Here is a 24,313-nt window from a genome sequence, read left to right on the forward strand (position 1 = left end):
TCGTGATCGGTCTTCCGACGGATCCCCGCGGTCGATCCCGGGAGCAGAATGGAGGGATGGTCGATCAGCCTCATCCGTGGTCCCGCTTCGTCGCCCTGGGCGATTCGTTCACCGAGGGCATCGGCGATCCGGCGCCCGCGAGCCCCGGCGGTCATCGCGGCTGGGCCGACCGCGTCGCCGAGGTGCTCGGGGGCCTGAACGACGATTTCACCTACGCGAACCTCGCCGTGCGCGGCCGGCTGCTGCAGCAGATCGTGGACGAGCAGATCGAGCCGGCCCTCGCGCTCCGACCCGACCTGATCACCATCTCGGCCGGAGGGAACGACGTCATCCGCCCGCGGACCGACCCCGACGACATCGCCGCGCGCTTCGAGGAGGGGCTGGCACGGCTGCGGTCCGGCGGGGCGACGGTCGTCCTCTTCACCGGTGTCGACGTCGGGTTCTCGCCCGTCTTCAGCCGGATCCGCGGCAAGGTCGCCATCTACAACGAGAACCTCCGCGCCCTCGCCAAGCGCTACGACTGCGTCGTCGCCGACCAGTGGTCGCTCCAGGAGATCCAGGACGTGCGGATGTGGGCGCCCGATCGGCTGCATCTGAACCCGCACGGCCACCACGAGGTGGCGCGCATGGTGCTCGACGCGCTGGGCGTCGAGAACTCGCTCCGGCCTCTCGCACCCGAGCCGCTCCACGAGACGACCTGGCGATCCGCCCGCACCGAGGATCTGCAGTGGGCGAGGCAGTACCTGGTGCCGTGGGTCGTCCGCCGCGTCCGGCACCAGTCGTCGGGCGACTTCATCACCGCCAAGCGCCCGTCCGCGGAGCCGTACCTCGCCCAGAGCGAGCCGGGCACCGCTGTCGAGGGCAACGCCACCCCCGAGCAGGTCGCCGCCGACATCGCCACGGCGGGCGTGCGGATCGTCGTCGACGACGGGTCGAAGCGCTAGCCGAACAGCTCGGCCGGGTGCGAGACGCGCCAGCCGAAGCCCGGATCCTCGATCTCCCCGTCCGCGACGAGAGGCAGTTCGTAGGGAGTGCCGTTGACGTCGACCGTCGCCGTGCCGATCGACGCGCCGTCGGCGACCACCTCGACGGGGTCGAGGGCGACGGTGGTGCTCGTCGTGACCGCGCCCCAGACGAGCACCGACCGCGCCTCCTCGGTCTCGGCGACGGCCGACTCGCCCCACGCGCTCGTGTACGAGCCGTAGTCCTGCCCCGCCGTCGTGAGGGGGACCGTGTGGAACCCCTCTTCCACGGTCGGGAGGAGCGTGAGGACATCGGAGGCCAGCTGCGGGTGCGTGCGGGCACCGACCACCACCCCGACGAGCGTCATTGGCTGCCCGTCCACGGTCGTGTCGACCGAGAACAGGAGGCACGCGCCGGCCTCGTCGGTCGTGCCCGTCTTGATCCCGTCCACTCCCCCGCTGCCGAGCAGCGTGTTCGTGTTCTCGATCAGCCCGACTCCGGGGATCACGGCAGACGGCAGGGCGACGATCGGGGCGAGCACCGGGTCGGCCACGAGCAGCTCGCCGAGCCGCACCATCTCGGCCGTCGTGCTCACCGTGTCCGGTGAGAGCCCGCTGGTGTCGGTGACGACGGTCCGCACGAGTCCCTGCCCGTCGAGCCACGCGCGAGCGGCGGCGAGGTAGGCGTCCTCGGAGCCGTAGGCCCAGATCGCGAGCGACTTCGCGTAGTTGTTGGCCGAGGGGAGCATGAGGACCGTCAGCGCCTGGCGCTCGGTCAGCTCGAGGCCCGCCGACACCGGGGCGACCGAGCCGTTCTCGGCGACCGACTCGTCGTAGTAGCCCACGTCGGCGCTGGTGAAGGTGATCGTCTCACCGTCGGTGCCCTCGGCGATCGGCTTCGCGGCGAGGACCACCAGAGCGGTCACGACCTTGGCGATGCTTCCGGTCGGCACCGGATCCGTCGACCCGTAGCTCGCGAGCACTCCCCCCTCCCCCGCCCCGTCGAGGCCGACGGCGGCGACGGCGCCCGAGCCGTAGGAGGGCCACGCGAGCACCGGGGCGTCGAGGACGGTGCCGGCCGTCTCCTCGACGACGGCGCTCGCCGCCGGCAGCTCGGCGGTCGCCGCGTTCGCCCCGTAGGCGCCTCCTGCGCTGAGGATCACCGCACCGGCCACGACGGCGGCGATCACGGCGGGCCGCCGGCTCCGCCGTCTCGGCGCTGCGGCGGGCGACTCCGACTCGGGAACGCCGAAGATGTCGAGCGGCGAGGCGTCGGGGCGCGTCGGAGAGGTCACCCGGTCATCGTAGGGCGGCGCCCAGGGAGGATCCGAGCGGCTCGCTAGCGTGCGGCGAGGGGCGGGCGGGTCAGCGCCCACAGCGCCACCGCTCCGGCGGACGCGACGTTCAGCGAGTCGACGCCGTGCAGCATCGGGATCGTGACGACCGTGTCGGCCGCATCGAGCGCAGCCCGCGACAGGCCGTCCCCCTCCGTCCCGAGGACGACCGCGACCCGCTCGGGTCGGGAGGCGGCGTACTCGTCGAGCGGCACCGCCTCCGGAGAGAGGGCCAGCGCCGCGAGAGAGAAGCCCGCCGCCACGAGCTCGGCCCGCGCAGGCGCCCACTCGGGCATCCGCGTCCACGGCACCTGGAGGACCGTCCCCATGCTCACTCTCACGCTGCGGCGGTAGAGCGGATCGGCGCAGCGCGGCGTGACCAGTACGGCGTCCGCCCCCATGCCGGCGGCGGCCCGGAAGACCGCGCCGACGTTCGTGTGGTCGACGATGTCCTCGAGGATGACGACCAGGCGGGCGCCGACGAGGAGCTCGCCCATCGCGCGGAGCGCGGGCCGGTGCATCGAGGCGAGGGCGCCCCGGTGCAGATGGAAGCCGGTCAGCTCCTCGAGCACCGCATCCGGCCCTACGAACACGGGCACGTCGGGGAACCGCTCGAGCACTGCGGCGGCGTCGGGCAGCCTCTTCTCCTGCACGAGGACCGAGCGGGGCCGGTGCCCCGCGTCGAGCGCGCGCCCGATCACCTTCCCCGACTCCGCGATGTAGAGGCCGCCCTCGGGCTCGAGCACACGGCGGAGGGCGACGTCGGTCAGACGGTGGTAGTCGGCCAGGAGGGGGTGGTCGAGGTCCTCGATGTGCACGATCGGCATCCCGGCACCCTAGGGCACCGGGCTCGCCGCGCTCGTCCGGCACCCGCTCGGGCGGCACTAAACTCGTCCGGGGGCCGCCCGCTCGCGGAGGCCCTCCTGACGGGAGGCGCGGATGGAGTCGAGTCCGACACCGGTCGCCGACGGCACGAGGGCCGAGGCGATCGAGCAGGCCGTCGAGCTGCTCGGCGGGCGCCGGGTCGCGGCGGTCACGGGCGCCGGCGTCAGCACCGACTCCGGGATCCCCGACTACCGCGGAGCGGGTGCCCCGGTGCGCACCCCGATGACCTACTCCCAGTTCGTCGCCGACCCCGACTACCGCCGTCGCTACTGGGCGGGCAGCCAGCTCGGCTGGCGCCGCTTCACGAGCACGCTGCCGAACGACGGCCACCGAGCGCTCGCCCGGCTCGAGGAGCGCGGCGTGCTGGCGGGCGTCGTCACCCAGAACGTCGACGGCCTGCACGTCCGAGCCGGGTCGCGCCGCGTGGTCGACCTGCACGGCTCCGCCGACCGCGTCCGCTGCATGACCTGCGGGCAGTACTTCGCCCGCGATGCCGTGGCCGAACGGATCGACAGCCTGAACCCCTGGCTCGACGACCCCGACATCTCCTCCCTCAACCCCGACGGCGACGCCGAGGTGCACGACGTCTCGGCGATGATCGTGCCCGAGTGCACGGTCTGCGGCGGGATCCTCAAGCCCGACATCGTCTTCTTCGGGGAGTTCATCCCGACCGAGAAGTTCCAGGAGGCACGGGCGATCGTCGCCGGTGCCGACGCCCTCCTCGTGGCCGGCTCGTCTCTCGTCGTGAACTCCGGCATCCGATTCCTCGAGATCGCCCGCCGCGGCAAGCTGCCCATCGTGATCGTCAACCGCGGGACGACCAAGGGCGACTCCCGGGCGAGCATCAAGATCGACGGAGGCACCAGCGAGGTCCTCCGCACCCTCGCCGACCGCCTGCCCGCGCTCTGACCGCCCGCGCCCCGACTCCCGTCACCCGAGAGGCCCCCGTGACCCAGCTGACCCTCGTCCGACACGGACAGACCGACTGGAACGCCGCGCGCCGCATCCAGGGCGCGAGCGACATCCCCCTGAACGAGATCGGGCGCTCGCAGGCGAGGGCCGCTGCGCGCCTCCTCCGCGAGCGCGAGTGGGACGCGGTCGTCGCGAGTCCCCTCGGACGCGCCTACGAGACCGGGGCCATCATCGCGAGGGGACTCGGCCTCGACGAGCCCCTGGTCGTCCCCGGGCTGGCCGAGCGCGCCTACGGCGAGGCCGAGGGCATGACGGCGGCGGATCTGCGCGAGCTGTTCCCCGGGGGCATCGAGGGCCAGGGCGTCCCCGGCTGCGAGACCCGCGCCCAGGTCGTCGAGCGCGCGACGGCGGCGCTGCTCGAGGTCTCCGATCGCTTCCCCGGCGCGCGGGTGATCGTCGCTACCCACGGAGCCGTCATCGGCAGCCTCCTGCGCTTCCTCAGCGCCGACGAGCTGCCGCCGCAGGGCATCACCGTCGGCAACGGCTCCCGGCACGACTTCTCGATCGTCGACGGCGGGCTGCAGATCGTCGCGTTCGACGGCTCCGGAGACGTGGTCGTCGCCGACGACGACCTCGAGGACGTGCTGAGCCCGGTCCCCGGCAGCTGAGACGCGGCGGGGCCGAGCCCCTTCCGCCTCCTGCCAGCACCGGCCTCCGGTCAGCGCCGACCGACCTCGAGCAGCAGGTCGAGCAGCACCCGGGCGGAGTCGCGCCACGAGTACGCCGACGCCCGCTCCCGCGACCGGCGGGACCGCTCCGCCCACTCCCCCGGCTCCTCGAGAGCGCGGACCCCGTCCGCGACCGCCTTGGCACTCGACGGATCGACGTAGACGGCGGCGTCCCCTCCGATCTCGCGGAAGATCGGGATGTCGCTGACGACGACCGGTGTGCCGAGCGCCATCGCCTCGACGAGCGGGATGCCGAATCCCTCGTCCCGGCTCGCGGTCACCAGCGCGGTCGCCCTGGCGAGCACGGCGCGGTACTCCGCGTCGTCGGCGCCCTGGTGGAACACGAGCTTCGCCGTCGGCGCGAGCGAGCGGAGGGTCTCCACTGTCTCCTCGCTCGCACGGCTCATCAGATGCAGCTCGTAGTCGGGCAGCAGCCGCATGGCGCGCGCCAGCGTCTCGACGTTCTTGTACGGCATGAACGAGCCCATGTAGACGAGCGTGCGCGCCCCTGAGCGGTCGGGGAGCGTCGCGGACAGCGCCGCGCTCGCCTCGTCCGGCGCTCCGGCGGCGTTCGGCACGACCACGACGGGCCGCGTCGTCAGGCGGTGGCTCCGGAGGAGGCCGCGCGTGGTCTCCGACACCGTCACGACGGCGTCCGCGCGCTGCAGCAGCCTCCGCTGCGGCCACCAGGCCAGGTGGTACAGCCGCCACAGCCCGCGGACGGGAGCCGGCAGATCCCGCGGCGGGGTGCGGTGGCGGTAGTAGATGAGGTCGTGCACGGTCAGGACCAGACGGTAGCGGCGGCCGAGCGTGCCCATCGTCTGCATCGGCGAGAAGACCACGTCGGGCTTCAGCCGGTTGACGAGGAGCGCGACGAACGGCTCGAACGCACTCGTGGGGCCGGTCACCTTCTCCCAGGGCAGCGCGGGCAGCATCGCCAGCTGCCGGCGATCGCTGATCAGCATCGTGACGTCGTGCAGCGCCGCGAGCTCTCGCACGAGCTCGGCGGTGTAGCGGCTGATGCCGTCGTGACGCTCGAGGCGGGTGTATCGGCAGTCGACGACGATCCTCATCGGTCGATCCCCTCGTCCAGGGCCGCACGCAGCACCGCGGCGGCCTCGTCCGGCGTCTCGTAGTGGATCAGGTGACCCACTCCGTCGATCACGTGCAGACGCCCGTGCGGCAGCTGCTCGAGGAGCCGGTACTGAGCGGGGAGCGGCGTGATGTCGTCCTGCGCGGCGGCGATCAGCTGGGTCGGCACCTCGATCCGGCTCGCGTACTCGCTCACGTCGTGCGACACCGAGGCGCGGAACGCCTCGAGGACCGTGTCCCGCGAGGCGAAGGCGCTGAAGTAGCGGTCGTGCTGGTCGTGGACGAAGCGGCGCAGGGCCGGGTCCTTCGTCTTCACCATCGACAGGCTCATCACGCGCACGATGCGCCGATCGCGGAGCAGGCCGAAGCCCAGCACCCGGGGCAGCACGGCTCCGAGCCGGTAGTAGAGCACCGCGAGCCGTGTCAGAACACCCCGCGGCCCCGCGAGAGCGGGTGCCGCGATGGGGTTCACGAGGACGAGGAGGGGGGTCGGCAGGCCACCGGACACGGCCGCGGCCGCCACGATCGAACCGAAGGAGTGTCCCAGCACCACCGCGCGCCCTCGCAGCTCCAGGGCGTCGAGGAACTCGCCGAGCCACGCCGCGTAGCCGTCGACGTCGTGGGCGTGGGCCGTCATGGGCGGCGAGGCGCCGAACCCGGGCAGGTCGGGAGCGATGACACGGACGTCGGCGCCGCCCGCGAGCAGCCGCGCGATCACCGGCTCGAGGCCGTGGTGCTCGCCGCGGAAGCCGTGCACCAGCACGAGCACCGTGCTCGCCGACGGCGACCCGTAGGTCCAGTAGGCGGTGGTCGCCCCGGACACGCTCACGACACCCTCGCTGATGGCGAGGCGTGCGAGGTCGTCCGCATAGGGTGAGGCAGTGGTCATGGCGTTCCCCATCGTAGGCACCGCCCGGTGAACTTCTCGCCGCAACGCCTTGCCTCACCCGATCCCACCCGGGAGCATGAGGACGCGCTCGCGCCGCGACGCACCGCCCCGTCCCCATGACGGTCATCCGCTCAGGAAGCAGCAGAAGGAGCACCGTGAGCTTCACGTCGCCGATCCAACTCCCAGGGCTCGCCCTCGACCCGCAGTGGTACCGCAGGGCGGTGTTCTACGAGGTGATGATCCGGACGTACGTCGACTCGAACGGCGACGGTGCCGGAGACATCAACGGTCTGGCCTCCAAGCTGGACTACCTCCAGTGGCTCGGGATCGATGCGCTCTGGCTGCCGCCCTTCTACATGTCGCCGCTGCGCGACGGCGGCTACGACGTCTCGGACTTCAAGGCGATCCTCCCCGAGTTCGGCACGATGGAGGACTTCCGCGACCTGGTGCGGAAGGCTCACGAGCGCAACATGCGCATCGTGATGGACTTCCCGCTCAACCACACGAGCGACCAGCACGAGTGGTTCCAGCAGTCCCGCTCCGACCCCGAGGGGCCCTACGGCGACTTCTACGTCTGGAACGACACCGACGAGAGATACCCCGACATCCGCATCATCTTCGTCGACACGGAGGACTCGAACTGGGCGTTCGACTCCGAGCGCCGCCAGTTCTACTTCCACCGCTTCTTCTCGCACCAGCCCGACCTGAACTTCGAGAACCCGGCCGTGCACGAGGCGATCCACGACATCGTCCGCTTCTGGCTCGACCTCGGAGTCGACGGCATCCGGCTCGACGCGATCCCCTACCTCTACGAGTCCGACGAGGGCAACGGAGAGGGCGAGCCGCCCACGCACGACTTCATCAAGAACCTGCGCACGATGGTCGACCGCGACTACCCGGGCCGCATCCTCATCGCGGAGGCGAACCAGTGGCCGCGCGAGGTCGCCGCGTTCTTCGGCACCGAGGAGGAGCCGGAGTGCCACATGGCCTTCGACTTCCCCGTGATGCCGCGCATCTTCTACTCGCTCCGCGCGCAGACGGCGAACGAGCTGAAGAAGGTGCTCTCCGAGACCTTCGACATCCCCTCGGGAGCCGCGTGGGGCGTCTTCCTCCGCAACCACGACGAGCTCACCCTCGAGATGGTCTCGGAGGAGTACCGCCAGGCGATGTACGGCTGGTACGCCTACGACCCGCGGATGCGCTCGAACATCGGCATCCGGCGCCGGCTCGCCCCCCTCCTCGACAACTCGCGCGCCGAGCTCGAGCTGATCAACGCCCTCCTCTTCTCGCTCGCCGGCAGCCCGTTCCTGTACTACGGCGACGAGATCGGCATGGGCGACAACATCTGGCTCAACGACCGCGACGCCTCCCGGACGCCGATGCAGTGGACGCCCGACCGCAACGCCGGGTTCTCGGCCGCCGACCCCGGCAAGCTCGTGCAGCCGGTCGTGCAGTCGCTCGTCTACCACTACAACCAGGTCAACGTGGAGGCGCAGCTCGCGCAGTCCCGCTCGCTCCTGCACTGGATGCGCAACGTCCTGCACGTGCGGCGCGGTCACCCCGCGTTCGGGCTCGGCTCGATGCGGGTCCTCGAGACCGACCACGAGTCGGTGCTCGCCTTCGTCCGCGAGTACGCCGGCTCGGGCAGCGCGATGGGCGACCAGCCCGAGGACGTGCTCTGCGTCTTCAGCTTCAACCACAACCCGGTCTCGGTGACGATCACCGACCCCGAGAACGGCGGCTCGACCCTCACCGACCTCTTCGGCGGCGGACGCTTCCCCGGTTTCCAGGACGACGGGTCGCTCACGATGACGCTGGGCACGCAGGGCTTCTTCTGGCTGCACGTCGCGAAGGCGCCCCAGTCCCGCTGACGACCGGATCCGCCGTGCACCGCGGGGCCTCCTGGCGATGTCGGAGGCCCCGCTTACTCTGATCGGGTGAGCATCACCGAAGCGAGCGCGGAGCCGACCCTGTTCGATCTCGACCCCGGATTCGGCCGTGCGCTGACGTCCGATCCGGTCCTCCAGCAGCCGGCGGGCCGGCGGTGGTTCGACGAGCTCGCGGTCTTCGATCTCGAGACCACGGGGATCGACGTCCGCACGAGCCGGATCGTCACCGCGCACGTCGGGGTCCTCGACGCAGCCGGCGAGCCCGTCGAGTCGACCACGTGGCTCGCCGACCCCGGAGTCGAGATCCCCGAGGGTGCGAGCGCGGTGCACGGCATCACCACCCGGTACGCGCGAGCCCACGGCCGGCCGGCCGGAGAGGTCGTCGCCGAGGTCTCGGAGGCGCTGCGCTCCCTCCTCGCGCGCGAGATCCCCGTGGTCGTCTACAACGCCCCCTACGACCTCTCGCTCCTCGCCCACGAGTCCCGCCGCTGGGGCGTGCCCGTCCTGCTCGACCCCTGCCCGATCATCGATCCGCTCGTGATCGACAAGGCGCTCGACCGCTACCGGAGGGGCAAGCGCACCCTCGTGCACGCCGCGGAGCACTACGGCGTCTCGCTGACCGAGGCGCACGACGCCGGAGCCGACGCCGTGGCGGCCGGCCGTCTCGCGCAGGCGCTGGGCAGGGCCTACGCCGACGAGCTCGAAGTCGACGCTCCCACCTTGCACGGGCTCCAGGTCGAGTGGTCCCGCACCCAGGCGGAGTCGTTCCAGGAGTACATGCGCCGCGTCCGCGACGAGGGCTTCGTGGCCGACGGCGGCTGGCCCGTCCGCCACTGACCAGTGGCCGCGCGCGCCACGGCTCTCAGACCAGGCCGCGGCCCTCGGCGAGCATGGCGACGTACTCCTGGATCCGACGGGTCCGCGTCTCCGGGCGCTTGAGCTGCTGCAGGCGGAAGAGGAACGCGAACCGCTGCTGCGCGCCGAGGCTCGCGAAGAACTCCGACGCCGCGGGGTTCGCGTCCAGCGCCGCCCGCAGATCGGCGGGCACCTCGGCTCCCTTCTGGCGGTACGCGGCGTCCCAGCGCCCGTCGGCCTTCGCGCGCTCGATCTCGGCGTGGCCCGCCGGCCGCATCCGCCCCTCCTCGATGAGGCGCGCGACGTGCTCGCGGTTGACCTGCGACCAGGGGCTGGCCTTCCGGCGGGGCGTGAACGCCTGCAGGCTGAACTGCTCGTCGAACGCGCCGGCCTGCCCGTCGATCCAGCCGTGGCAGAGCGCCACGTCGAGCGCCTCGGCGTAGGTGATGCCGGGGTCGACCGCGTTCTTCTTGCGCATCTTCAGGCGGACTCCCCCGGGGTCGGGATCGCCGCTGAGATACGCGTCCCACTCGTCGGCGGTGACGAACGGGAGGATCGGCTTGTCGGCCCAGGACACCATGCCCGGACGCTACCGCACCGGCTCCCCGACCGGAACGCCCGGCTCCCGCGGCCCGGCCGCTCGGAGGCCGGAACGACGAAGGGCCCCCGACCGCGAGGTCGAGGGCCCTTCGTGAGGCGTGCTACTTGCCGAAGTTCTTGTAGCGGCTGTTGAACTTCTCGACGCGGCCGGCCGAGTCCATGATGCGCTGCTTGCCCGTGTAGAACGGGTGCGAGGCGGAGGAGATCTCGACGTCGATGACGGGGTAGGTCACGCCGTCGAGCTCGATGGTCTTGCTGCTCTTCGCCGTCGAACGGGTGAGGAAGGTCTCACCGGACGCGAGGTCTCGGAAGACGATCGCCTCGTACACGGGGTGGATGTCGGACTTCATGATGGATTCCTGTCGCTGAATGGTCCTGAACCGCACCTGTCGTCGACGGGAACGGGTGGAAGTGTGGTGGGCGCACGGAGAACGGGCCCGAACCGACTATCGAGGATACCAGATCGTCCGCCCCGCGGAAAGGAGCGGCCGACGAGGTCAGCCGCGCGCGCGGGCCGAGTAGCGCCCGTTCTCGCGGGTCAGCGCGATGTCGAGCCCGAAGGTCTCGGCGAGCGTCGCCTCCGTGAGCGCCTCGTCGAGAGGTCCGGCCGCCACGACGGCGCCGTCGCGCAGGAGCAGCGCGTGCGTGAAGCCGTCGGGGATCTCCTCGACGTGGTGGGTGACCATGACGATCGCGGGCGAGGCGGGGTCCTTCGCGAAGCCGCCGAGCAGCTGCAGGAGCTCCTCGCGGGCCCCGAGGTCGAGGCTCGCGGCGGGCTCGTCGAGCAGGAGCAGCTCGGGGTCGGTCATGATCGCGCGGGCGATCTGGACGCGCTTCTGCTCGCCGTCCGAGAGGGTGCCGAAGGTGCGGTCGGCGAGGTGGTCGAGCTTCCACTCGGCGAGGACGCGACGGGCGCGACGCTCGTCGATCTCGTCGTAGCCCTCGTTCCAGCGTCCGGTCACGGCGTAGGCGGCCGTCATGACGACATCGAGCACCGACTCGCCCGCGGGCAGCCGCCGGGCCATCGCGGTCGACGCGTAGCCGATGCGCGGGCGCAGCTCGAAGACGTCGACGCGCCCCAGCGTCTCCTCGAGCAGGTGCGCCTGCCCGGTCGAGGGGTAGTTCTGCGCTGCCGCGATCTGCAGGATCGAGGTCTTCCCGGCGCCGTTGGGGCCGAGGATCACCCAGCGGTCCTCCTCGGCGACGGCCCACTCGACGTGGTCGAGGATCCGCTTGCCGTTCCGGACGAAGGACACATCGACGAACGAGACAACGCTGGGCATGCGTCCAATCCTAAGCGGAGGGAGTGACCCGGCCGGACGAGCGGCCGGGTCAGACGAGGGAGGCGTAGATCGCGCGGGTGTCGCGGGCGATCTGGGTCCAGCTGAAGTCGCTCTGCGCGCGCTCGCGCCCGGCGGCGCCCATCCGCTTGGCCGCGGCGGGGTCGGCTACGACCTCCGCGAGGGCCGCCGCGAGGTCGGCGACGTAGCGATCGGGGTCCACCGGTGTCCCGGTGCCGTCCGTCACCTGCTCGATCGGCACCAGCCGGCCGGTGACGCCGTCGACGACGACCTCGGGGATGCCTCCGGTCGCCGTGCCGACGACGGCGGCGCCGCACGCCATCGCCTCGAGGTTCACGATGCCCAGCGGCTCGTAGATCGACGGGCAGACGAAGGTGGTCGCCGCGGTGAGGACCGCCGAGAGCTGATGGCGCGGGAGGTGGCGGTCGATCCAGACCACGCCGGTGCGCTCCTCCTGCAGCCCGCGCACCAGGGCGGTGACCTCGGCCATGATCTCGGGGGTGTCGGGCGCGCCGGCGCAGAGCACCAGCTGCACCTCCGGAGGCAGGGTCGCCGCCGCGCGCAGCAGGTAGGGCAGACCCTTCTGGCGGGTGATGCGGCCGACGAAGACGACGGACGGACGGGACGGGTCGATCCCGAGCTCGTGCAGCACGGCCTCGTCGTCGACGGGGTGCCAGGCGTCGAGGTCGATGCCGTTGTAGACGACGTGCACCTTCGCCGGATCGAGGGCGGGGTACGAGCGGAGGATGTCGGCGCGCATGCCTCCCGAGACCGCGATGACCGCGTCGGCGCTCTCGTACGCCTCCCGCTCGATCCAGCTCGACACGCGGTAGCCTCCGCCGAGCTGCTCGGCCTTCCACGGGCGCAGCGGCTCGAGGCTGTGCGCCGAGACCACGTGCGGGATGCCGTGCAGCAGCTGCGAGAGCCGGCCCGCCGCATTCGCGTACCAGGTGTGGGAGTGGACCAGATCGGCACCCGCCGTGTCCTGGGCGATCTGCAGGTCGACTCCGAGGGTCTGCAGCGCGCCGTTGGCGTGAGCGAGCTCGGAGGGAACGGGGTACGCGAACGCGCCCGGTTCGTCGCGAGGTGCGCCGAAGCAGCGCACCACGACCTCGATGTCGCTGCGCAGCGCCTTGGTGAGCTCGGCCACGTGCACGCCGGCTCCCCCGTACACCTCGGGCGGATATTCCTTGGTCAGCAGATCGACTCGCACATCCGAACCGTAGTACAGCCCCGCGACGGCTGATACCCGGGTTCGCGCGGAGGGTCGGCACCCCTACTGTTGAGCCATGCAGTCAAAGAAGATTTTCGGCATCGTCCTCGCCGGCGGCGAGGGCAAGCGGCTCATGCCCCTCACGGCCGACCGGGCCAAGCCCGCTGTCCCGTTCGGCGGGCAGTACCGACTGATCGACTTCGCGCTGTCGAACCTCATCAATTCGGGGCTCACCCAGATCGTCGTGCTGACGCAGTACAAGTCGCACTCGCTCGACCGCCACGTCTCGCAGACCTGGCGCCTGTCGGGGCTGCTCAACTCCTACGTCGCGTCGGTGCCCGCGCAGCAGCGCCTGGGCAAGCGCTGGTTCAGCGGATCCGCCGACGCGATCCTGCAGAGCCTCAACCTCATCCGCGACGAGAAGCCCGACATCGTCGTCGTGGTCGGCGCCGACCACGTCTACCGCATGGACTTCTCGCAGATGATCCAGGCGCACATCGCCTCCGGCGCCAAGGCGACCGTCGCGGCGATCCGCCAGCCCATCGAGCTCGCCGACCAGTTCGGAGTCATCCAGCTCGCGGGCGACGAGGCGGGCGACGGCATCGTCCCGACGAAGATCGCGGAGTTCCTCGAGAAGCCGAAGGACGCCGTCGGGCTCGCCGACTCCCCGCACGAGGTCCTCGCCTCGATGGGCAACTACGTCTTCGACGCCGACGCGCTGATCGACGCGGTCATCCGCGACGGCGAGCTCTCGACCTCCGACCACGACATGGGCGGCGACATCATCCCGGACTTCGTCGCGCGCGGCGAGGCGGGCGTCTACGACCTCAAGCTCAACGAGGTCCCCGGCTCCACCGATCGCGACCGCTACTACTGGCGCGACGTGGGGACGATCGACTCGTTCTACGAGGCGCACCAGGACCTGATCTCGGCGCTGCCGGTGTTCAACCTCTACAACCAGCAGTGGCCGATCTTCTCGTCGCAGCTGAACTCGCCTCCAGCGAAGATCGTGCGCGACGGCCGCGGCAACATGGGCTCGACCGTCGACTCCGTGGTCTCGCTCGGAACCGTGATCTCGGGAGCGCACATCGAGCGCAGCGTGATCGGGCCGTGGACCGTCATCGAGTCCAACGCCACCGTCGCCGACTCGGTGGTCTTCGACAAGGTGCGGATCGGCCCGGACGCCCTGGTGGTGCGCGCTATCCTCGACAAGGACGTCGTCGTCGAGCCCGGTGCCCGTGTCGGTGTGGACCACGCCCACGACCGCGAGCGCGGGTTCACCGTCACCGAGTCGGGGATCACCGTCGTCGGCAAGGGCGTCGTCGTCCGCCCGTAGCACCCCCGCGGGCCGAGAGCACCGCTCCTCCGGGAGCACCGCGTCCGCGCGCCGGCGACGCGGACCGACCGATTGGCCCGCCCATGAGTGAGCGTCCTCTGGCGCCTGCCCGCTTCCTCGTCGTCCTCGACGCCGACTCGACCCTGCTGCAGGACGAGGTGATCGAGCTCCTCGCCGCTCACGCCGGGTCGGGGGCCAGGGTCGCCGCGGTGACGGAGCGCGCGATGCGCGGCGAGATCGACTTCGGCGAGAGTCTGCGCGAGCGCGTCGCGACCCTCGCGGGTCTGCCGCAGGAGATCTGCGCGGGAGTCAGCGGCGACGTCCGCGTCACGCCGGGCGTCGAGCAGCTGGTCGCGGGTGTGCACGCGGCGGGCGGCAGGATCGGAGTCGTCTCCGGGGGCTTCCACGAGGTCCTCGACCCGGTCGCCGGGGAGCTCGGCCTCGATCACATCCGCGCGAACCGCCTCGCCAGCACCGACGGCCGCCTGACCGGAGGAGTCGACGGACCGGTCATCGACGCCTCCGCCAAGGCCGCCGCGCTGCGGGAGTGGGCGAGCGGGGCCGGCGTCCCCCTCCGACGGACGATCGCGGTGGGAGACGGCGCCAACGACCTCGAGATGATGGCGGTCGCCGGGCTCTCGGTCGCGTTCAACGCGAAGCCCGTCGTGCGGGCGAGCGCCGACCTCGTCGTCGGGGGCATCGACCTCAGCCAGCTGCTGCCGGTCCTCGGCCTGCGCGGCTGACGCTCGGTCTCCGAAGGCCGACGCGAGCGTCCAGGCGAGTCAGTGACCCATCCCGAGGCCGCCGTCGACGGGGATGACGGCGCCGGAGATGTAGTCGGCCTCCTCCCCCGCCAGCCAGCGGGTCACCCGAGCGACCTCGGCGGCCGTGCCGTAGCGGGCGAGCGGGATGCTCGAGCGGTACTCCGCCTGCTGCTCGGCCGAGAGCTCCGCGGTCATGTCGGTCTCGATGAATCCCGGGGCCACGACGTTGGCGGTGATGTTGCGGGCGCCGAGCTCCCGGGTGAGCGAGCGGGCGAAGCCGACGAGCGCCGCCTTCGAGGAGGAGTAGTTGATCTGACCGGGCGATCCGTAGAGCCCCACCACGCTCGAGATCAGGACGATCCGGCCGAAGCGCTGCTTGAGCATGCCCTTCGATGCGCGCTTCACCACGCGGAAGGCCCCGGTGAGGTTCGTGTCGATGACCGAGGTGAAGTCCTCCTCCGACATCCGCAGCAGGAGCGTGTCGCGGGTGATCCCCGCGTTCGCGACGACGACCTCGACCGAGCCGAGCTCCGCCTCGACCTGGGTGAACGCCGCGTCGATGGAGGCGGTGTCCGTCACATCCGCGACGACCGTCAGCGAGCCCGCAGGGCCGGAGCCGGACCGCGCGGTGACCGCCACCCGGTGACCCGCCGCCACGAACTCCTCGGCGATGGCGTAGCCGATCCCTCGGTTGCCTCCGGTGACGAGAACGGTGCGCGGCGTGGTCATGGTGTCCCTCCTGCCGGCACACGGGCAGCGCCGGACGACCCGTACATCCTAGAGGCGCCTCGCGCAACAGATTCCGGGAAGCCGGGGGGCGGGCCTCGTGCCCTGCCCGGCGACGTAGGCTTGCAGGGCTGTGAAACCCCGCGAATCGCTCACCACTCTCCCGCCGTCACCGACCGCCGAGAGGCGCTCCCGCCTGATCAAGTACTCGATCGCGATGAGCATCAGGATGATCTGCGTGTTCTGCCTCATCTTCGCGCAGGGATGGTGGCTGCTCTTCTTCGCACTCGGCGCCATCGTGCTCCCCTACTTCGCCGTCGTGCTCGCCAATGTCGGCAGCTCGGGCGAGAGCGGGAACGTCGAGCGACCGGGCGCCGTCGTCCTGGCTCGACCGGTCCCGCCGATGCCGGGCTACCCGACGGGCGGCGAACCCCGCGCCGACGGATCGGCGGATTCCGCCCGGGGCGGCGATCCGGCGGAGGGCCGGCGATGATCTCCCTCGGCTCGCAGCCGGAGGCGCAGACCTGCTCGCGGGCGGGATGCACCCTCATCGCGAGCTGGGCCCTCGAGTGGCGGAACCCCAGGATCCACACGGAGGACCGCCGCAAGACCTGGCTCGCCTGCGGCGAGCACCTCGACTACCTCCGCGAGTTCCTCGCCGCGCGGGAGTTCCCGCTCGAGGTGAAGCCGCTCCACACGCTCGACAAGGGCACGGCCCGGTGAGCGGGGTCGCGCCGAAGGCGTCCTGGCGGTTCGCCTTCTCGCGCCGCTGGTTCGGCTACCTCGCGCTGACCGTCGTGTTCGCCGTCGCCTGTGTGCTGCTGAGCCGCTGGCAGGTCGCGCGTCTCGACGAGGCCTCGTCGACGAACCGGCTCGTCAGTGCGAACTGGACCGCGGATCCGGTGCAGCTGGACAGCCTCCTCGGCGCGGACGCCGACTGGGACGACGCCTTCGAGTACCGCCTCGTCGAGGTGACCGGCGAGTACGAGACCGACGACCAGACGCTGGTGCGCAACCGGCCCTACAACGGCAACCCCGGCTTCGAGATCCTCACGCCGCTCCGCCTGGCGGACGGCAGCGTCTTCGTCGTCGACCGCGGCTGGGTGCCCGTGGGCTCGGAGCAGGACTCCCCCGACGTCATCCCGGCTCCGCCCGAGGGCGAGGTGACGGTCACGGTGCGCCTCAAGCCCGGAGAGGGTCGGATCGAGGGACGCTCCGCTCCCGCCGGTCAGATCGCCACCATCCAGCTCGACGACCTCTCGGCGCAGCTGGACGAGCCGATCAGGACATCGGCCTACGGCCTCCTCGTCGCGGAGGAGCCGGCACCCGTCGACGCGCCTCCGCTCGCCGCGATCAAGCCGGTCGCAGACGAGGGGCTGCACATCAGCTACGCCATCCAGTGGGTCCTCTTCGCCCTGATGGGGTTCGGCGGACTGGGCTGGGCGATCCGGCACGAGTACCGCATCCGCAACGCCGAGGACCCCGACGTCATCGCTGCCGAGGAGCGCCGCGAGGAGCGACGACTCCGCCGCGGGCGCACCGACGCCGAGATCGAGGACGAGCTGCTCGACGCGTCCCGCTGACGCCCGGGGCACCTCCCGCTCGTCGAACCGCGGTCAGCTCGCGAGGATCGGCCGATCCGGCGAGCCGGACGGGCTTCCGCGAGCCCGGAACAGGCAGTACAGCTAGGCGAGCGTGATCAGGTCGAGGTAGTCGGCGGTCCAGTGGTCCTCGGTGCCCTCGGGCATGATCAGCACCCGCTCGGGGTTGAGCGCCTCGACCGCGCCCTCGTCGTGACTGACCAGCACGACCGCGCCCTCGTAGTGCGCGAGCGCATCCAGGATCTCGTCGCGGCTGGCAGGGTCGAGGTTGTTCGTCGGCTCGTCGAGCAGCAGCACGTTCGCCCCCGAGACGACGATCATCGCCAGCGCGAGGCGGGTCTTCTCGCCACCCGACAGCACGCCGGCTGGCTTGTGGGAGTCGTCGCCCGTGAAGAGGAACGAGCCCAGCACCCGGCGCGCCTCGGTCTCGGTGAGGTTAGGGCTCGCCGACACCATGTTCTCGAGCACCGAGCGCTTGACGTCGATCGTCTCGTGCTCCTGTGCGTAGTAGCCGATCCGGAGCCCGTGGCCGGCCTCGATCGAGCCGGTGTCGGGAGCGTCCACGCCGCCGAGGATGCGCAGCAGCGTGGTCTTGCCCGCACCGTTCAGCCCGAGGATCACCACCTTCGACCCGCGGTCGATGGCGAGATCGACCGCCGTGAAGATCTCGAGCGAGCCGTAGCTCTTCGAGAGGTTCTCGGCCTGCAGCGGCGTGCGGCCGCACGGCATGGGCGTCGGGAAGCGGAGCTTGGCGACGCGGTCGACCGCGCGCACCTCCTCGAGCCCGCTGAGCATCCGCTCGGCGCGGGCGACCATCTGGTGGGCCGCGGCGGCCTTGGAGGCCTTGGCGCCGAAGCGGGCCGCCTGCAGCTGGAGGGCGCCCGCCTTCTTCTCGACGTTGACGCGCTCCTTCTTGCGGCGCTCCTCGTCGGCGGCGCGCTGGCGCTGGTAGTTCTTCCAATTCATGTTGTAGACGTCGATGACCTGGCGGTTGGCGTCGAGGTAGAAGACGCGGTTCACCGTCTCGCCGACGAGCTCGATGTCGTGGCTGATGACGATGAAGCCGCCGCGGTAGCCCTTCAGGAACTCGCGGAGCCAGACCACGGAATCGGCGTCGAGGTGGTTGGTCGGCTCGTCGAGGATGAGCGTGCTGGCGTCGGAGAAGAGGATGCGCGCGAGCTCGATGCGTCGGCGCTGACCTCCGGAGAGCGTCTTCAGCGGCTGGTCGAGGATGCGGTCGGGGAGGTTGAGGTTGCTCGCGATCGACGCCGCCTCGGCCTCGGCCGCGTAGCCGCCGAGCGAGAGGAAGCGATCGGTGAGGTTGCCGTACTTCTTCATCCCCGCCTCGCTCTCGGCGGGGTCGGCGCTCGACATCGCGACGGTCGCCTCCTGCATGCCGAGGACCAGCTGACCGAGACCGCGGGCGTCGAGGATGCGCGTGCGCGCGAGCTCCTCGGGATCGCCGGAGCGCGGGTCCTGCGGGAGGTAGCCGATCTCGCCGCCGCGGTCGACGGTTCCCTTCGCCGCGATCAGGTCACCCGCGAGCACCTTGGTGAGCGTCGTCTTCCCGGCTCCGTTGCGGCCGACGAGGCCGACCTTGTCGCCGTCGCCGACCCGGAAGGAGACGTTCTCCATCAGGAGTCGGGCGCCGACTCGGAGTTCGAGGTCGTGCACGCTGAGCACTGTGCTGTCCGTTCTCGCCAAGAAATGGCGGTCCGTTCGGGAGGTGTGGGGCAAGAGGCCGCGATGCGGCAGCCCCCTAGTATATTTCCTGAGCCGCGGGGCCGGTTCACGTCCGCTTCCCGCGGACGCATTCGATCCTCGCTCTCGGGCGACCCGGTCTTGGGAGAACAGACATGTCCGACTACTCGCTCGCTCCGTCGCGTCCGGTCCTCGCGGACCGCCTGTTCGCGCGCTCGATCGCCACCGATCTGATCCTCGTCGTCGCCGGCGCCGGCCTCACCGCCGCCATGGCGCAGCTCTACATCCCGATGTGGCCCGTGCCGTTCACCGGGCAGACCTTCGCGGTGCTGCTGGTCGGCACGACCCTCGGAGCCCTCCGCGGCGCGCTGTCGATGCTCGTCTACGCGCTGGTCGGTGCGCTCGGCGCTCCGATCTTCACCGAGGCCTCCGGTGGCTGGTCCGTCATCGCCGGGCCGACCGGCGGCTACATCGTCGGCTTCCTCCTCGCCGCGGTCGTCACCGGCTGGCTCGCCCAGCGCGAGTGGGACCGCCGCGTCGTCGGCACCCTGGTCACCTTCCTCGCGGGGACGGCCACGATCTACCTCGTCGGCCTTCCCTGGCTCGCCACCGCGCTCGGCTCGCTCGGCTACCCGGCCGACCTCGGCTCGGTGCTGAACGCCGGTCTGGTGCCGTTCCTCGTCGGCGACCTGCTCAAGGCGCTCCTCGCCGCAGCGCTGCTCCCCGCCGGCTGGGCCCTGCTCTCGCGACGCACTCGCTGATCGCGGCGCAGCGAACGACGAAGGGCCCGGAGGTTCGCCTCCGGGCCCTTCGTCGTTCGCGTGGCTAGATCGAGAAGCCGAGAGCGCGCATCATGTCGCGGCCGTCCTCGGTGATGCGCTCGGGGCCCCACGGCGGCATCCAGACCCAGTTGATCCGGAAGGCCTCGACGATCCCGTCGAGCGACTCGGCGGTCTGCTCCTCGAGCACGTCGGTGAGCGGGCAGCCGGCGGAGGTGAGCGTCATGTGGATGACGAGCGCGTCGTTCTCGTCGTCCCAGCCCAGGTCGTAGATGAGGCCGAGGTCGACGACGTTGACCCCGAGCTCGGGATCCATGACGTCCTTGAGCGCCTCCTCGACCTGGTCGAAGAGCTTGGGCTCGAGTGTGGTGACGGCCATGATCAGGCCGTCGCCGGGATGAGGAAGCGGTCGTAGCCCTCGTCCTCGAGTCGGGTCGCCAGCTCCTTGCCGCCCTGCTCGGCGACGCGGCCGGCGACGAAGACGTGCACGAAGTCGGGCTCGATGTAGCGCAGGATCCGCGTGTAGTGCGTGATCAGCAGCACGCCGAGTCCGGTCGTCGCGTGGGCGCGGTTCACGCCCTCCGAGACGATCTTGAGCGCGTCGACGTCGAGGCCGGAGTCGGTCTCGTCGAGGACGGCGAAGCGGGGCGCGAGCAGCTCGAGCTGGAGGATCTCGTTGCGCTTCTTCTCACCGCCCGAGAAGCCCTCGTTCACGTTGCGCGAGGCGAAGGAGGGGTCCATCTTGAGATTGGACATCGCCGACTTGACGTCCTTCGTCCAGGTGCGGATCGCCGGCGCCTCGCCGTCGATCGCGGTCTTCGCGGTACGGAGGAAGTTCGTGTTCGTCACTCCGGGGATCTCGACCGGGTACTGCATCGCGAGGAAGAGACCCGCGCGGGCGCGCTCGTCTACCGTCATGTCGAGCACCTCGACGCCGTCGAGGGTGATCGAGCCGCCGTCGACGTGGTACTTGGGGTGACCCGCGATCGTGTAGGCGAGCGTCGACTTGCCCGACCCGTTCGGGCCCATGATCGCGTGGATCTCACCCTGGTTGATGGTGAGGTCGACACCGCGGAGGATCTGCTTGGTCCCCTGCTCGGTCTCGACACTGACGTGGAGATCGCTGATCTGGAGAACGGACATTCAGACTTCCTTCGTGACGGTCGGGTCGATGTAGACGTCGCCGTCGATGATCTCGACGGCGAAGACGGGGACCGGCTCGTAGGCCGGCAGGTTGAGCGGGGCACCGGTGCGGAGCGAGAACTGCGACCCGTGGGCCCAGCACTCGAGGGTCTCGCCCTCGACGAACCCCTCGGACAGCGAGATCTCGCCGTGCGTGCAGGTGTCGCCGATGGCGTGGATCTCGCCGGCGGAGTCCTGGACGACGGCGATGGCGACGCCGTCGACCTCCACGCGCATGGCCTGGTTCGGCACGAGCTCGGACACCGAGCAGATCATGGCGGCGTTGCTCATGCCGAGACCTCCGACGGGCGGGAGCCGGTCTGGCCGGCGCTGTTCGCGAGCTCGGCCTCGATCGCGAGCTGGAGGCGGTCCTCGAGCTCGGCGACCTTGATCTGCTGCACGATCTCGCTGAGGAACCCGCGGACGACCAGGCGGCGCGCCTCGTCCTCGGCGATGCCGCGGGACTGCAGGTAGAAGAGCTGCTCGTCGTCGAAGCGGCCGGTGGCGGAGGCGTGGCCGGCACCGGCGATGTCGCCGGTCTCGATCTCGAGGTTCGGGATCGAGTCGGCGCGCGTGCCGTCCGAGAGGACGAGGTTGCGGTTCTGCTCGTAGCTGTCCGTGCCTGTGGCGCGGTTGCGGATGAGGACGTCGCCGATCCAGACCGTGCGCGCTCCCTCGCCCTGCAGGGCACCCTTGTAGGTCACCCGGCTGCGGGTGTCGGGGGCGTCGTGGTCGACGTAGACCTGCTGCTCGAGGTGCTGACCGCCGTCGGCGAAGTAGAGGCCGAAGAGCTCGGCGTCGCCTCCGCGCTCGACGAGGTGGGCGGACGGATTCACGCGGACGACCGAGCCGCCGAGCGTGACGACGATGTGCTTGACCTTCGCGTCGCGGCCGATGCGGAGGAAGTGGTTGGCGAGGTGCCGGGCGTCGTCGTCCCACTCCTGGAGGGTCACCACGGTGAGCTGCGCGCCCTCGCCGACGAGGATCTCGACGTTCTCGGCGAGCGTCGCCGCACCCTCGTTCTGGAGGACGACGACACCGCGCGCGTAGGGAGCGGCCTCGATGATCGTGTGCGCCGCGCGAGGCCCGGAGCCGAGGCCCGAGCGGATCAGCGTCGCGACCTTCTCGTCCTCGCCGCTCACGCGGATCGCGAGCGCCTGCTCGAACTGCGACCAGGCGTTCGCCGCCGCGCGGTCCTCGGGCAGACCGGCGGTGCCGATCCGCTGGTCGTCGCGCCCGACCCACGAGACGTCGACTCCCTCGACGGGGGCCGTCTCGAGCGGGGTGGCCGAGCCGTCGAGGTCGCCGCCGATCAGATCGCCTAGCCGCGCCACCGGCGTCAGCTTCCAGGCGACCTCACGGCCGGTGACCGTCTCGAACGCGTCGACGTCCGTCGAGGCGAAGCGCTCGGAGCGCGTCTGCACGGGCGTGAACGCCCCGTCGGAGTGGGCGGTGATGCCCAGGCGCGCAGCGGCGTCCGCGCCGTCGACCGCGGGGGTCGTCTCGGCGCTCGTGGGGACCGTCATCAGGCGGTGGTTCCTTTCGCAGTGTGCAGGGCGCCCCTGGTGGGCGCCCCGGTGGAGACGGGGAGAGCGATCAACCGACGCTCCCCTCCATCCCCATCTCGATGAGCTTGTTGAGCTCGAGGGCGTACTCCATCGGCAGCTCGCGTGCGATCGGCTCGATGAAGCCGCGGACGATCATGGCCATGGCCTCGTCCTCGGGCATCCCGCGGGACATCAGGTAGAAGAGCTGCTCCTCGCTGACCTTCGAGACGGTGGCCTCGTGGCCGAGCTGGACGTCGTCGACCCGGATGTCGATCGCGGGGTAGGTGTCCGAGCGCGAGATGGTGTCGACGAGCAGAGCGTCGCACCGCACGGTGTTGGCGGAGTGGTGCGCGTTCGCATCGACCCGCACCTCACCGCGGTACCCGGCGCGCCCGCCTCCCCTGGCGATCGACTTCGAGACGATCGACGACTGCGTGTAGGGAGCCATGTGGATCATCTTGGCGCCGGCGTCCTGGTGCTGACCGGGACCGGCGAAGGCGACGGAGAGGGTCTCGCCCTTCGCGTGCTCGCCGACGAGGAAGATCGACGGGTACTTCATCGTCACCTTGGAGCCGATGTTGCCGTCGATCCACTCCATCGTCGCGCCCTCGTGGGCGATGGCGCGCTTGGTGACCAGGTTGTAGACGTTGTTCGACCAGTTCTGGATCGTCGTGTAGCGCACCCGGGCGTTCTTCTTCACGATGATCTCGACCACGGCGGAGTGCAGCGAGTCCGACTTGTAGATCGGCGCGGTGCAGCCCTCGATGTAGTGGACGTAGCTGTCCTCGTCGGCGATGATCAGCGTCCGCTCGAACTGGCCCATGTTCTCGGTGTTGATCCGGAAGTAGGCCTGCAGCGGGATGTCGACGTGGACGCCCTTGGGGACGTAGACGAAGGAGCCGCCCGACCAGACCGCCGTGTTCAGAGCCGCGAACTTGTTGTCGCCGGCGGGGATGACGGTCCCGAAGTACTCCTGGAAGATCTCGGGGTGCTCGCGCAGCGCCGTGTCGGTGTCCATGAAGATGACGCCCTGCTCCTCCAGATCCTCGCGGATCTGGTGGTAGACGACCTCGGACTCGTACTGGGCGGCCACGCCGCCGACGAGTCGCTGACGCTCGGCCTCCGGGATGCCGAGTCGCTCGTAGGTGTTCTTGATGTCGTCGGGGAGGTCGTCCCAGGTCTGCGCCTGCTTCTCGGTCGAGCGCACGAAGTACTTGATGTTGTCGAAGTCGATGGCCGACAGGTCGGCTCCCCACGTCGGCATGGGCTTGCGCTCGAAGAGCTTCAGCGCCTTCATCCGGCGCTCGCGCATCCAGGCGGGCTCGTTCTTCAGCGCGGAGATGTCGGAGACGACCTCGGGTGAGATGCCGCGGCGCGCGGACGCACCGGCGGAGTCCGAGTCGGACCAGCCGAACTCGTAGACGCCGAGGCTCTCGAGCTCGGGGCGGTCGATCAGGATGTCTGACATGTGTACCTCGTTTCCTACCCACTGCTAACCGGTCGGGCTCCGGAGTCATTCCCCCGGGGTGGACCCGTGAGGTGCGTTCCGGCCGGTCGCGCGATCGGAGAGATGCGCGGAGCGGGTGATGTGCGTCCCTGGGATGTCCTGAGGCGTGCTGCGGCGCTCCATCGGGCCGTCGGTCCCGGCTCCCGCGATCTGCGCGGAGGGCGCGTCCCGCGCCGAACCTGAACCAGCTACTCATCTTACGGACGGTGCGAGCCGAGCGGAACCTCCGCACCTGGGTGTCGGCCGGGTAGAGCGCGTCGCGACGTCAGACGCGCATGGCCATACGCGTGTCAGTGGTCCGTGGTGGAGTGCAGCCATGCAGAACGACGACCGCCTCCCCCGACTCCCTCGCCTCCTCATCGCGCTGACGCGCCTGCGCCTCGCGCGCGACGAGGCGCCCGTCTTCACGCACCTCGCCGAGGCGCTCGCCCGGGAGCTGCCCGGCCGCGCGCTGCCGATGGCGCTCCTCCGGCTCCGGCACCACCTGCACACGTCGAGCCGCGGGTGACG

27 protein-coding genes are annotated in these 24,313 nt (G+C 70.7%); 12 read left to right on the forward strand and 15 right to left on the reverse strand.

The window, feature by feature from the left end; genetic code table 11:
• Positions 1 to 56 precede the first annotated feature (56 nt).
• On the forward strand, positions 57 to 944 hold the full coding sequence (locus tag B9Y99_RS07635) for an SGNH/GDSL hydrolase family protein (RefSeq protein ID WP_085475896.1): 888 nt from the start codon (positions 57 to 59) through the stop codon (positions 942 to 944).
• Here B9Y99_RS07635 and B9Y99_RS07640 read toward each other — a convergent pair.
• Positions 941 to 2,257, reverse strand: a complete 1,317-nt coding sequence (locus B9Y99_RS07640) for a D-alanyl-D-alanine carboxypeptidase family protein (RefSeq protein WP_165759561.1) — start codon at positions 2,255 to 2,257, stop codon at positions 941 to 943. The two genes, B9Y99_RS07635 and B9Y99_RS07640, sit on opposite strands and share 4 nt — an antisense overlap.
• Before the next feature lie 44 nt (positions 2,258 to 2,301).
• Entirely contained in the window at positions 2,302 to 3,123 is an 822-nt protein-coding gene (locus B9Y99_RS07645) for a TrmH family RNA methyltransferase (protein ID WP_085475898.1), read from the reverse strand.
• Between the two features lie 112 nt (positions 3,124 to 3,235).
• On the opposite strand from B9Y99_RS07645, the gene B9Y99_RS07650 reads away from it, so the two are divergent.
• Together B9Y99_RS07650 and B9Y99_RS07655 are read left to right on the forward strand one after the other, a co-directional pair.
• On the forward strand, positions 3,236 to 4,090 hold the full coding sequence (locus B9Y99_RS07650; protein WP_085475899.1) for a Sir2 family NAD-dependent protein deacetylase: 855 nt from the start codon (positions 3,236 to 3,238) through the stop codon (positions 4,088 to 4,090).
• Positions 4,091 to 4,128: 38 nt separating this feature from the next.
• The gene (locus B9Y99_RS07655; protein ID WP_085475900.1) at positions 4,129 to 4,761 is read left to right on the forward strand and encodes a histidine phosphatase family protein; all 633 of its coding nucleotides are present in this window, start codon (positions 4,129 to 4,131) and stop codon (positions 4,759 to 4,761) included.
• Between the two features lie 50 nt (positions 4,762 to 4,811).
• Here B9Y99_RS07655 and B9Y99_RS07660 read toward each other — a convergent pair whose 3' ends face one another.
• A complete protein-coding gene (locus B9Y99_RS07660; protein WP_085475901.1) occupies positions 4,812 to 5,894 on the reverse strand; it encodes a glycosyltransferase family 4 protein in 1,083 nt (360 codons plus the stop codon).
• Positions 5,891 to 6,802, reverse strand: coding sequence for an alpha/beta fold hydrolase (locus tag B9Y99_RS07665; RefSeq protein WP_085475902.1), 912 nt, complete (start codon positions 6,800 to 6,802; stop codon positions 5,891 to 5,893). Before B9Y99_RS07665 ends, B9Y99_RS07660 begins: the two co-directional genes overlap by 4 nt.
• Before the next feature lie 155 nt (positions 6,803 to 6,957).
• Between B9Y99_RS07665 and treS the strand changes: the two genes are divergently transcribed.
• Both treS and B9Y99_RS07675 read left to right on the forward strand, forming a co-directional pair.
• Positions 6,958 to 8,673 (forward strand): maltose alpha-D-glucosyltransferase, encoded by a 1,716-nt coding sequence (gene treS, locus B9Y99_RS07670; RefSeq protein ID WP_085475903.1) that lies wholly within the window; start codon positions 6,958 to 6,960, stop codon positions 8,671 to 8,673.
• Positions 8,674 to 8,805: 132 nt separating this feature from the next.
• On the forward strand, positions 8,806 to 9,528 hold the full coding sequence (locus B9Y99_RS07675) for an exonuclease domain-containing protein (RefSeq protein ID WP_085476304.1): 723 nt from the start codon (positions 8,806 to 8,808) through the stop codon (positions 9,526 to 9,528).
• Positions 9,529 to 9,553: 25 nt separating this feature from the next.
• Here B9Y99_RS07675 and B9Y99_RS07680 read toward each other — a convergent pair whose 3' ends face one another.
• From B9Y99_RS07680 to glgA, 4 genes are all read right to left on the reverse strand, one after another.
• Entirely contained in the window at positions 9,554 to 10,126 is a 573-nt protein-coding gene (locus B9Y99_RS07680; protein ID WP_085475904.1) for a YdeI/OmpD-associated family protein, read from the reverse strand.
• A gap of 121 nt (positions 10,127 to 10,247) precedes the next feature.
• The gene (locus B9Y99_RS07685) at positions 10,248 to 10,496 is read right to left on the reverse strand and encodes a type B 50S ribosomal protein L31 (RefSeq protein WP_085475905.1); all 249 of its coding nucleotides are present in this window, start codon (positions 10,494 to 10,496) and stop codon (positions 10,248 to 10,250) included.
• 147 nt (positions 10,497 to 10,643) lie between these two features.
• Positions 10,644 to 11,429, reverse strand: coding sequence for an ABC transporter ATP-binding protein (locus B9Y99_RS07690; RefSeq protein ID WP_085475906.1), 786 nt, complete (start codon positions 11,427 to 11,429; stop codon positions 10,644 to 10,646).
• Positions 11,430 to 11,478: 49 nt separating this feature from the next.
• The gene (gene glgA / locus B9Y99_RS07695; protein ID WP_085475907.1) at positions 11,479 to 12,660 is read right to left on the reverse strand and encodes a glycogen synthase; all 1,182 of its coding nucleotides are present in this window, start codon (positions 12,658 to 12,660) and stop codon (positions 11,479 to 11,481) included.
• A gap of 76 nt (positions 12,661 to 12,736) precedes the next feature.
• Here glgA and B9Y99_RS07700 point away from each other — a divergent pair, with 76 nt between their 5' ends.
• Complete coding sequence (locus B9Y99_RS07700) at positions 12,737 to 13,996, forward strand: glucose-1-phosphate adenylyltransferase (RefSeq protein ID WP_085475908.1); 1,260 nt, start codon at positions 12,737 to 12,739, stop codon at positions 13,994 to 13,996.
• A gap of 83 nt (positions 13,997 to 14,079) precedes the next feature.
• Positions 14,080 to 14,739, forward strand: a complete 660-nt coding sequence (gene serB, locus B9Y99_RS07705) for a phosphoserine phosphatase SerB (RefSeq protein ID WP_085475909.1) — start codon at positions 14,080 to 14,082, stop codon at positions 14,737 to 14,739.
• Positions 14,740 to 14,778: 39 nt separating this feature from the next.
• On the opposite strand, the gene fabG is transcribed toward serB, so the two are convergent.
• Complete coding sequence (gene fabG, locus B9Y99_RS07710; protein WP_085475910.1) at positions 14,779 to 15,489, reverse strand: 3-oxoacyl-ACP reductase FabG; 711 nt, start codon at positions 15,487 to 15,489, stop codon at positions 14,779 to 14,781.
• A 130-nt stretch (positions 15,490 to 15,619) separates the two neighbouring features.
• On the opposite strand from fabG, the gene B9Y99_RS07715 reads away from it, so the two are divergent.
• The 3 genes from B9Y99_RS07715 to B9Y99_RS07725 are packed head-to-tail and all read left to right on the forward strand — an operon-like array spanning position 15,620 to position 17,069.
• Positions 15,620 to 15,979 (forward strand): DUF3099 domain-containing protein, encoded by a 360-nt coding sequence (locus B9Y99_RS07715; RefSeq protein ID WP_085475911.1) that lies wholly within the window; start codon positions 15,620 to 15,622, stop codon positions 15,977 to 15,979.
• Positions 15,976 to 16,209: a hypothetical protein gene (locus B9Y99_RS07720; RefSeq protein WP_085475912.1), complete on the forward strand. Its 234-nt coding sequence runs from the start codon at positions 15,976 to 15,978 to the stop codon at positions 16,207 to 16,209. The genes B9Y99_RS07715 and B9Y99_RS07720 overlap by 4 nt, the downstream gene beginning before the upstream one ends.
• Positions 16,206 to 17,069 carry an SURF1 family cytochrome oxidase biogenesis protein gene (locus B9Y99_RS07725; protein ID WP_085475913.1) on the forward strand — a complete coding sequence of 288 codons (864 nt, stop codon included), beginning with the start codon at positions 16,206 to 16,208 and terminating at the stop codon, positions 17,067 to 17,069. The genes B9Y99_RS07720 and B9Y99_RS07725 overlap by 4 nt, the downstream gene beginning before the upstream one ends.
• A gap of 102 nt (positions 17,070 to 17,171) precedes the next feature.
• Here B9Y99_RS07725 and B9Y99_RS07730 read toward each other — a convergent pair whose 3' ends face one another.
• The gene (locus tag B9Y99_RS07730) at positions 17,172 to 18,770 is read right to left on the reverse strand and encodes an ABC-F family ATP-binding cassette domain-containing protein (RefSeq protein WP_085475914.1); all 1,599 of its coding nucleotides are present in this window, start codon (positions 18,768 to 18,770) and stop codon (positions 17,172 to 17,174) included.
• 173 nt (positions 18,771 to 18,943) lie between these two features.
• Here B9Y99_RS07730 and B9Y99_RS07735 point away from each other — a divergent pair, with 173 nt between their 5' ends.
• A complete protein-coding gene (locus B9Y99_RS07735) occupies positions 18,944 to 19,549 on the forward strand; it encodes a biotin transporter BioY (protein ID WP_085475915.1) in 606 nt (201 codons plus the stop codon).
• Positions 19,550 to 19,613: 64 nt separating this feature from the next.
• Here B9Y99_RS07735 and B9Y99_RS07740 read toward each other — a convergent pair whose 3' ends face one another.
• From B9Y99_RS07740 to sufB, 5 genes are all read right to left on the reverse strand, one after another.
• On the reverse strand, positions 19,614 to 19,946 hold the full coding sequence (locus tag B9Y99_RS07740; RefSeq protein WP_068207993.1) for a metal-sulfur cluster assembly factor: 333 nt from the start codon (positions 19,944 to 19,946) through the stop codon (positions 19,614 to 19,616).
• A gap of 2 nt (positions 19,947 to 19,948) precedes the next feature.
• Positions 19,949 to 20,710 carry a Fe-S cluster assembly ATPase SufC gene (sufC, locus tag B9Y99_RS07745; RefSeq protein ID WP_085475916.1) on the reverse strand — a complete coding sequence of 254 codons (762 nt, stop codon included), beginning with the start codon at positions 20,708 to 20,710 and terminating at the stop codon, positions 19,949 to 19,951.
• The gene (locus tag B9Y99_RS07750; RefSeq protein ID WP_208856896.1) at positions 20,711 to 21,040 is read right to left on the reverse strand and encodes a non-heme iron oxygenase ferredoxin subunit; all 330 of its coding nucleotides are present in this window, start codon (positions 21,038 to 21,040) and stop codon (positions 20,711 to 20,713) included.
• Positions 21,037 to 22,275: a Fe-S cluster assembly protein SufD gene (gene sufD / locus B9Y99_RS07755; RefSeq protein WP_085475917.1), complete on the reverse strand. Its 1,239-nt coding sequence runs from the start codon at positions 22,273 to 22,275 to the stop codon at positions 21,037 to 21,039. Before sufD ends, B9Y99_RS07750 begins: the two co-directional genes overlap by 4 nt.
• 70 nt (positions 22,276 to 22,345) lie before the next feature.
• The gene (gene sufB / locus B9Y99_RS07760; protein WP_085475918.1) at positions 22,346 to 23,764 is read right to left on the reverse strand and encodes a Fe-S cluster assembly protein SufB; all 1,419 of its coding nucleotides are present in this window, start codon (positions 23,762 to 23,764) and stop codon (positions 22,346 to 22,348) included.
• A 355-nt stretch (positions 23,765 to 24,119) separates the two neighbouring features.
• Here sufB and B9Y99_RS07765 point away from each other — a divergent pair, with 355 nt between their 5' ends.
• A complete protein-coding gene (locus B9Y99_RS07765; protein ID WP_085475919.1) occupies positions 24,120 to 24,311 on the forward strand; it encodes a hypothetical protein in 192 nt (63 codons plus the stop codon).
• Positions 24,312 to 24,313 lie beyond the last annotated feature (2 nt).

Source organism: Rathayibacter oskolensis (genome assembly GCF_900177245.1).
In the GTDB taxonomy this organism is placed as follows: domain Bacteria; phylum Actinomycetota; class Actinomycetes; order Actinomycetales; family Microbacteriaceae; genus Rathayibacter; species Rathayibacter oskolensis.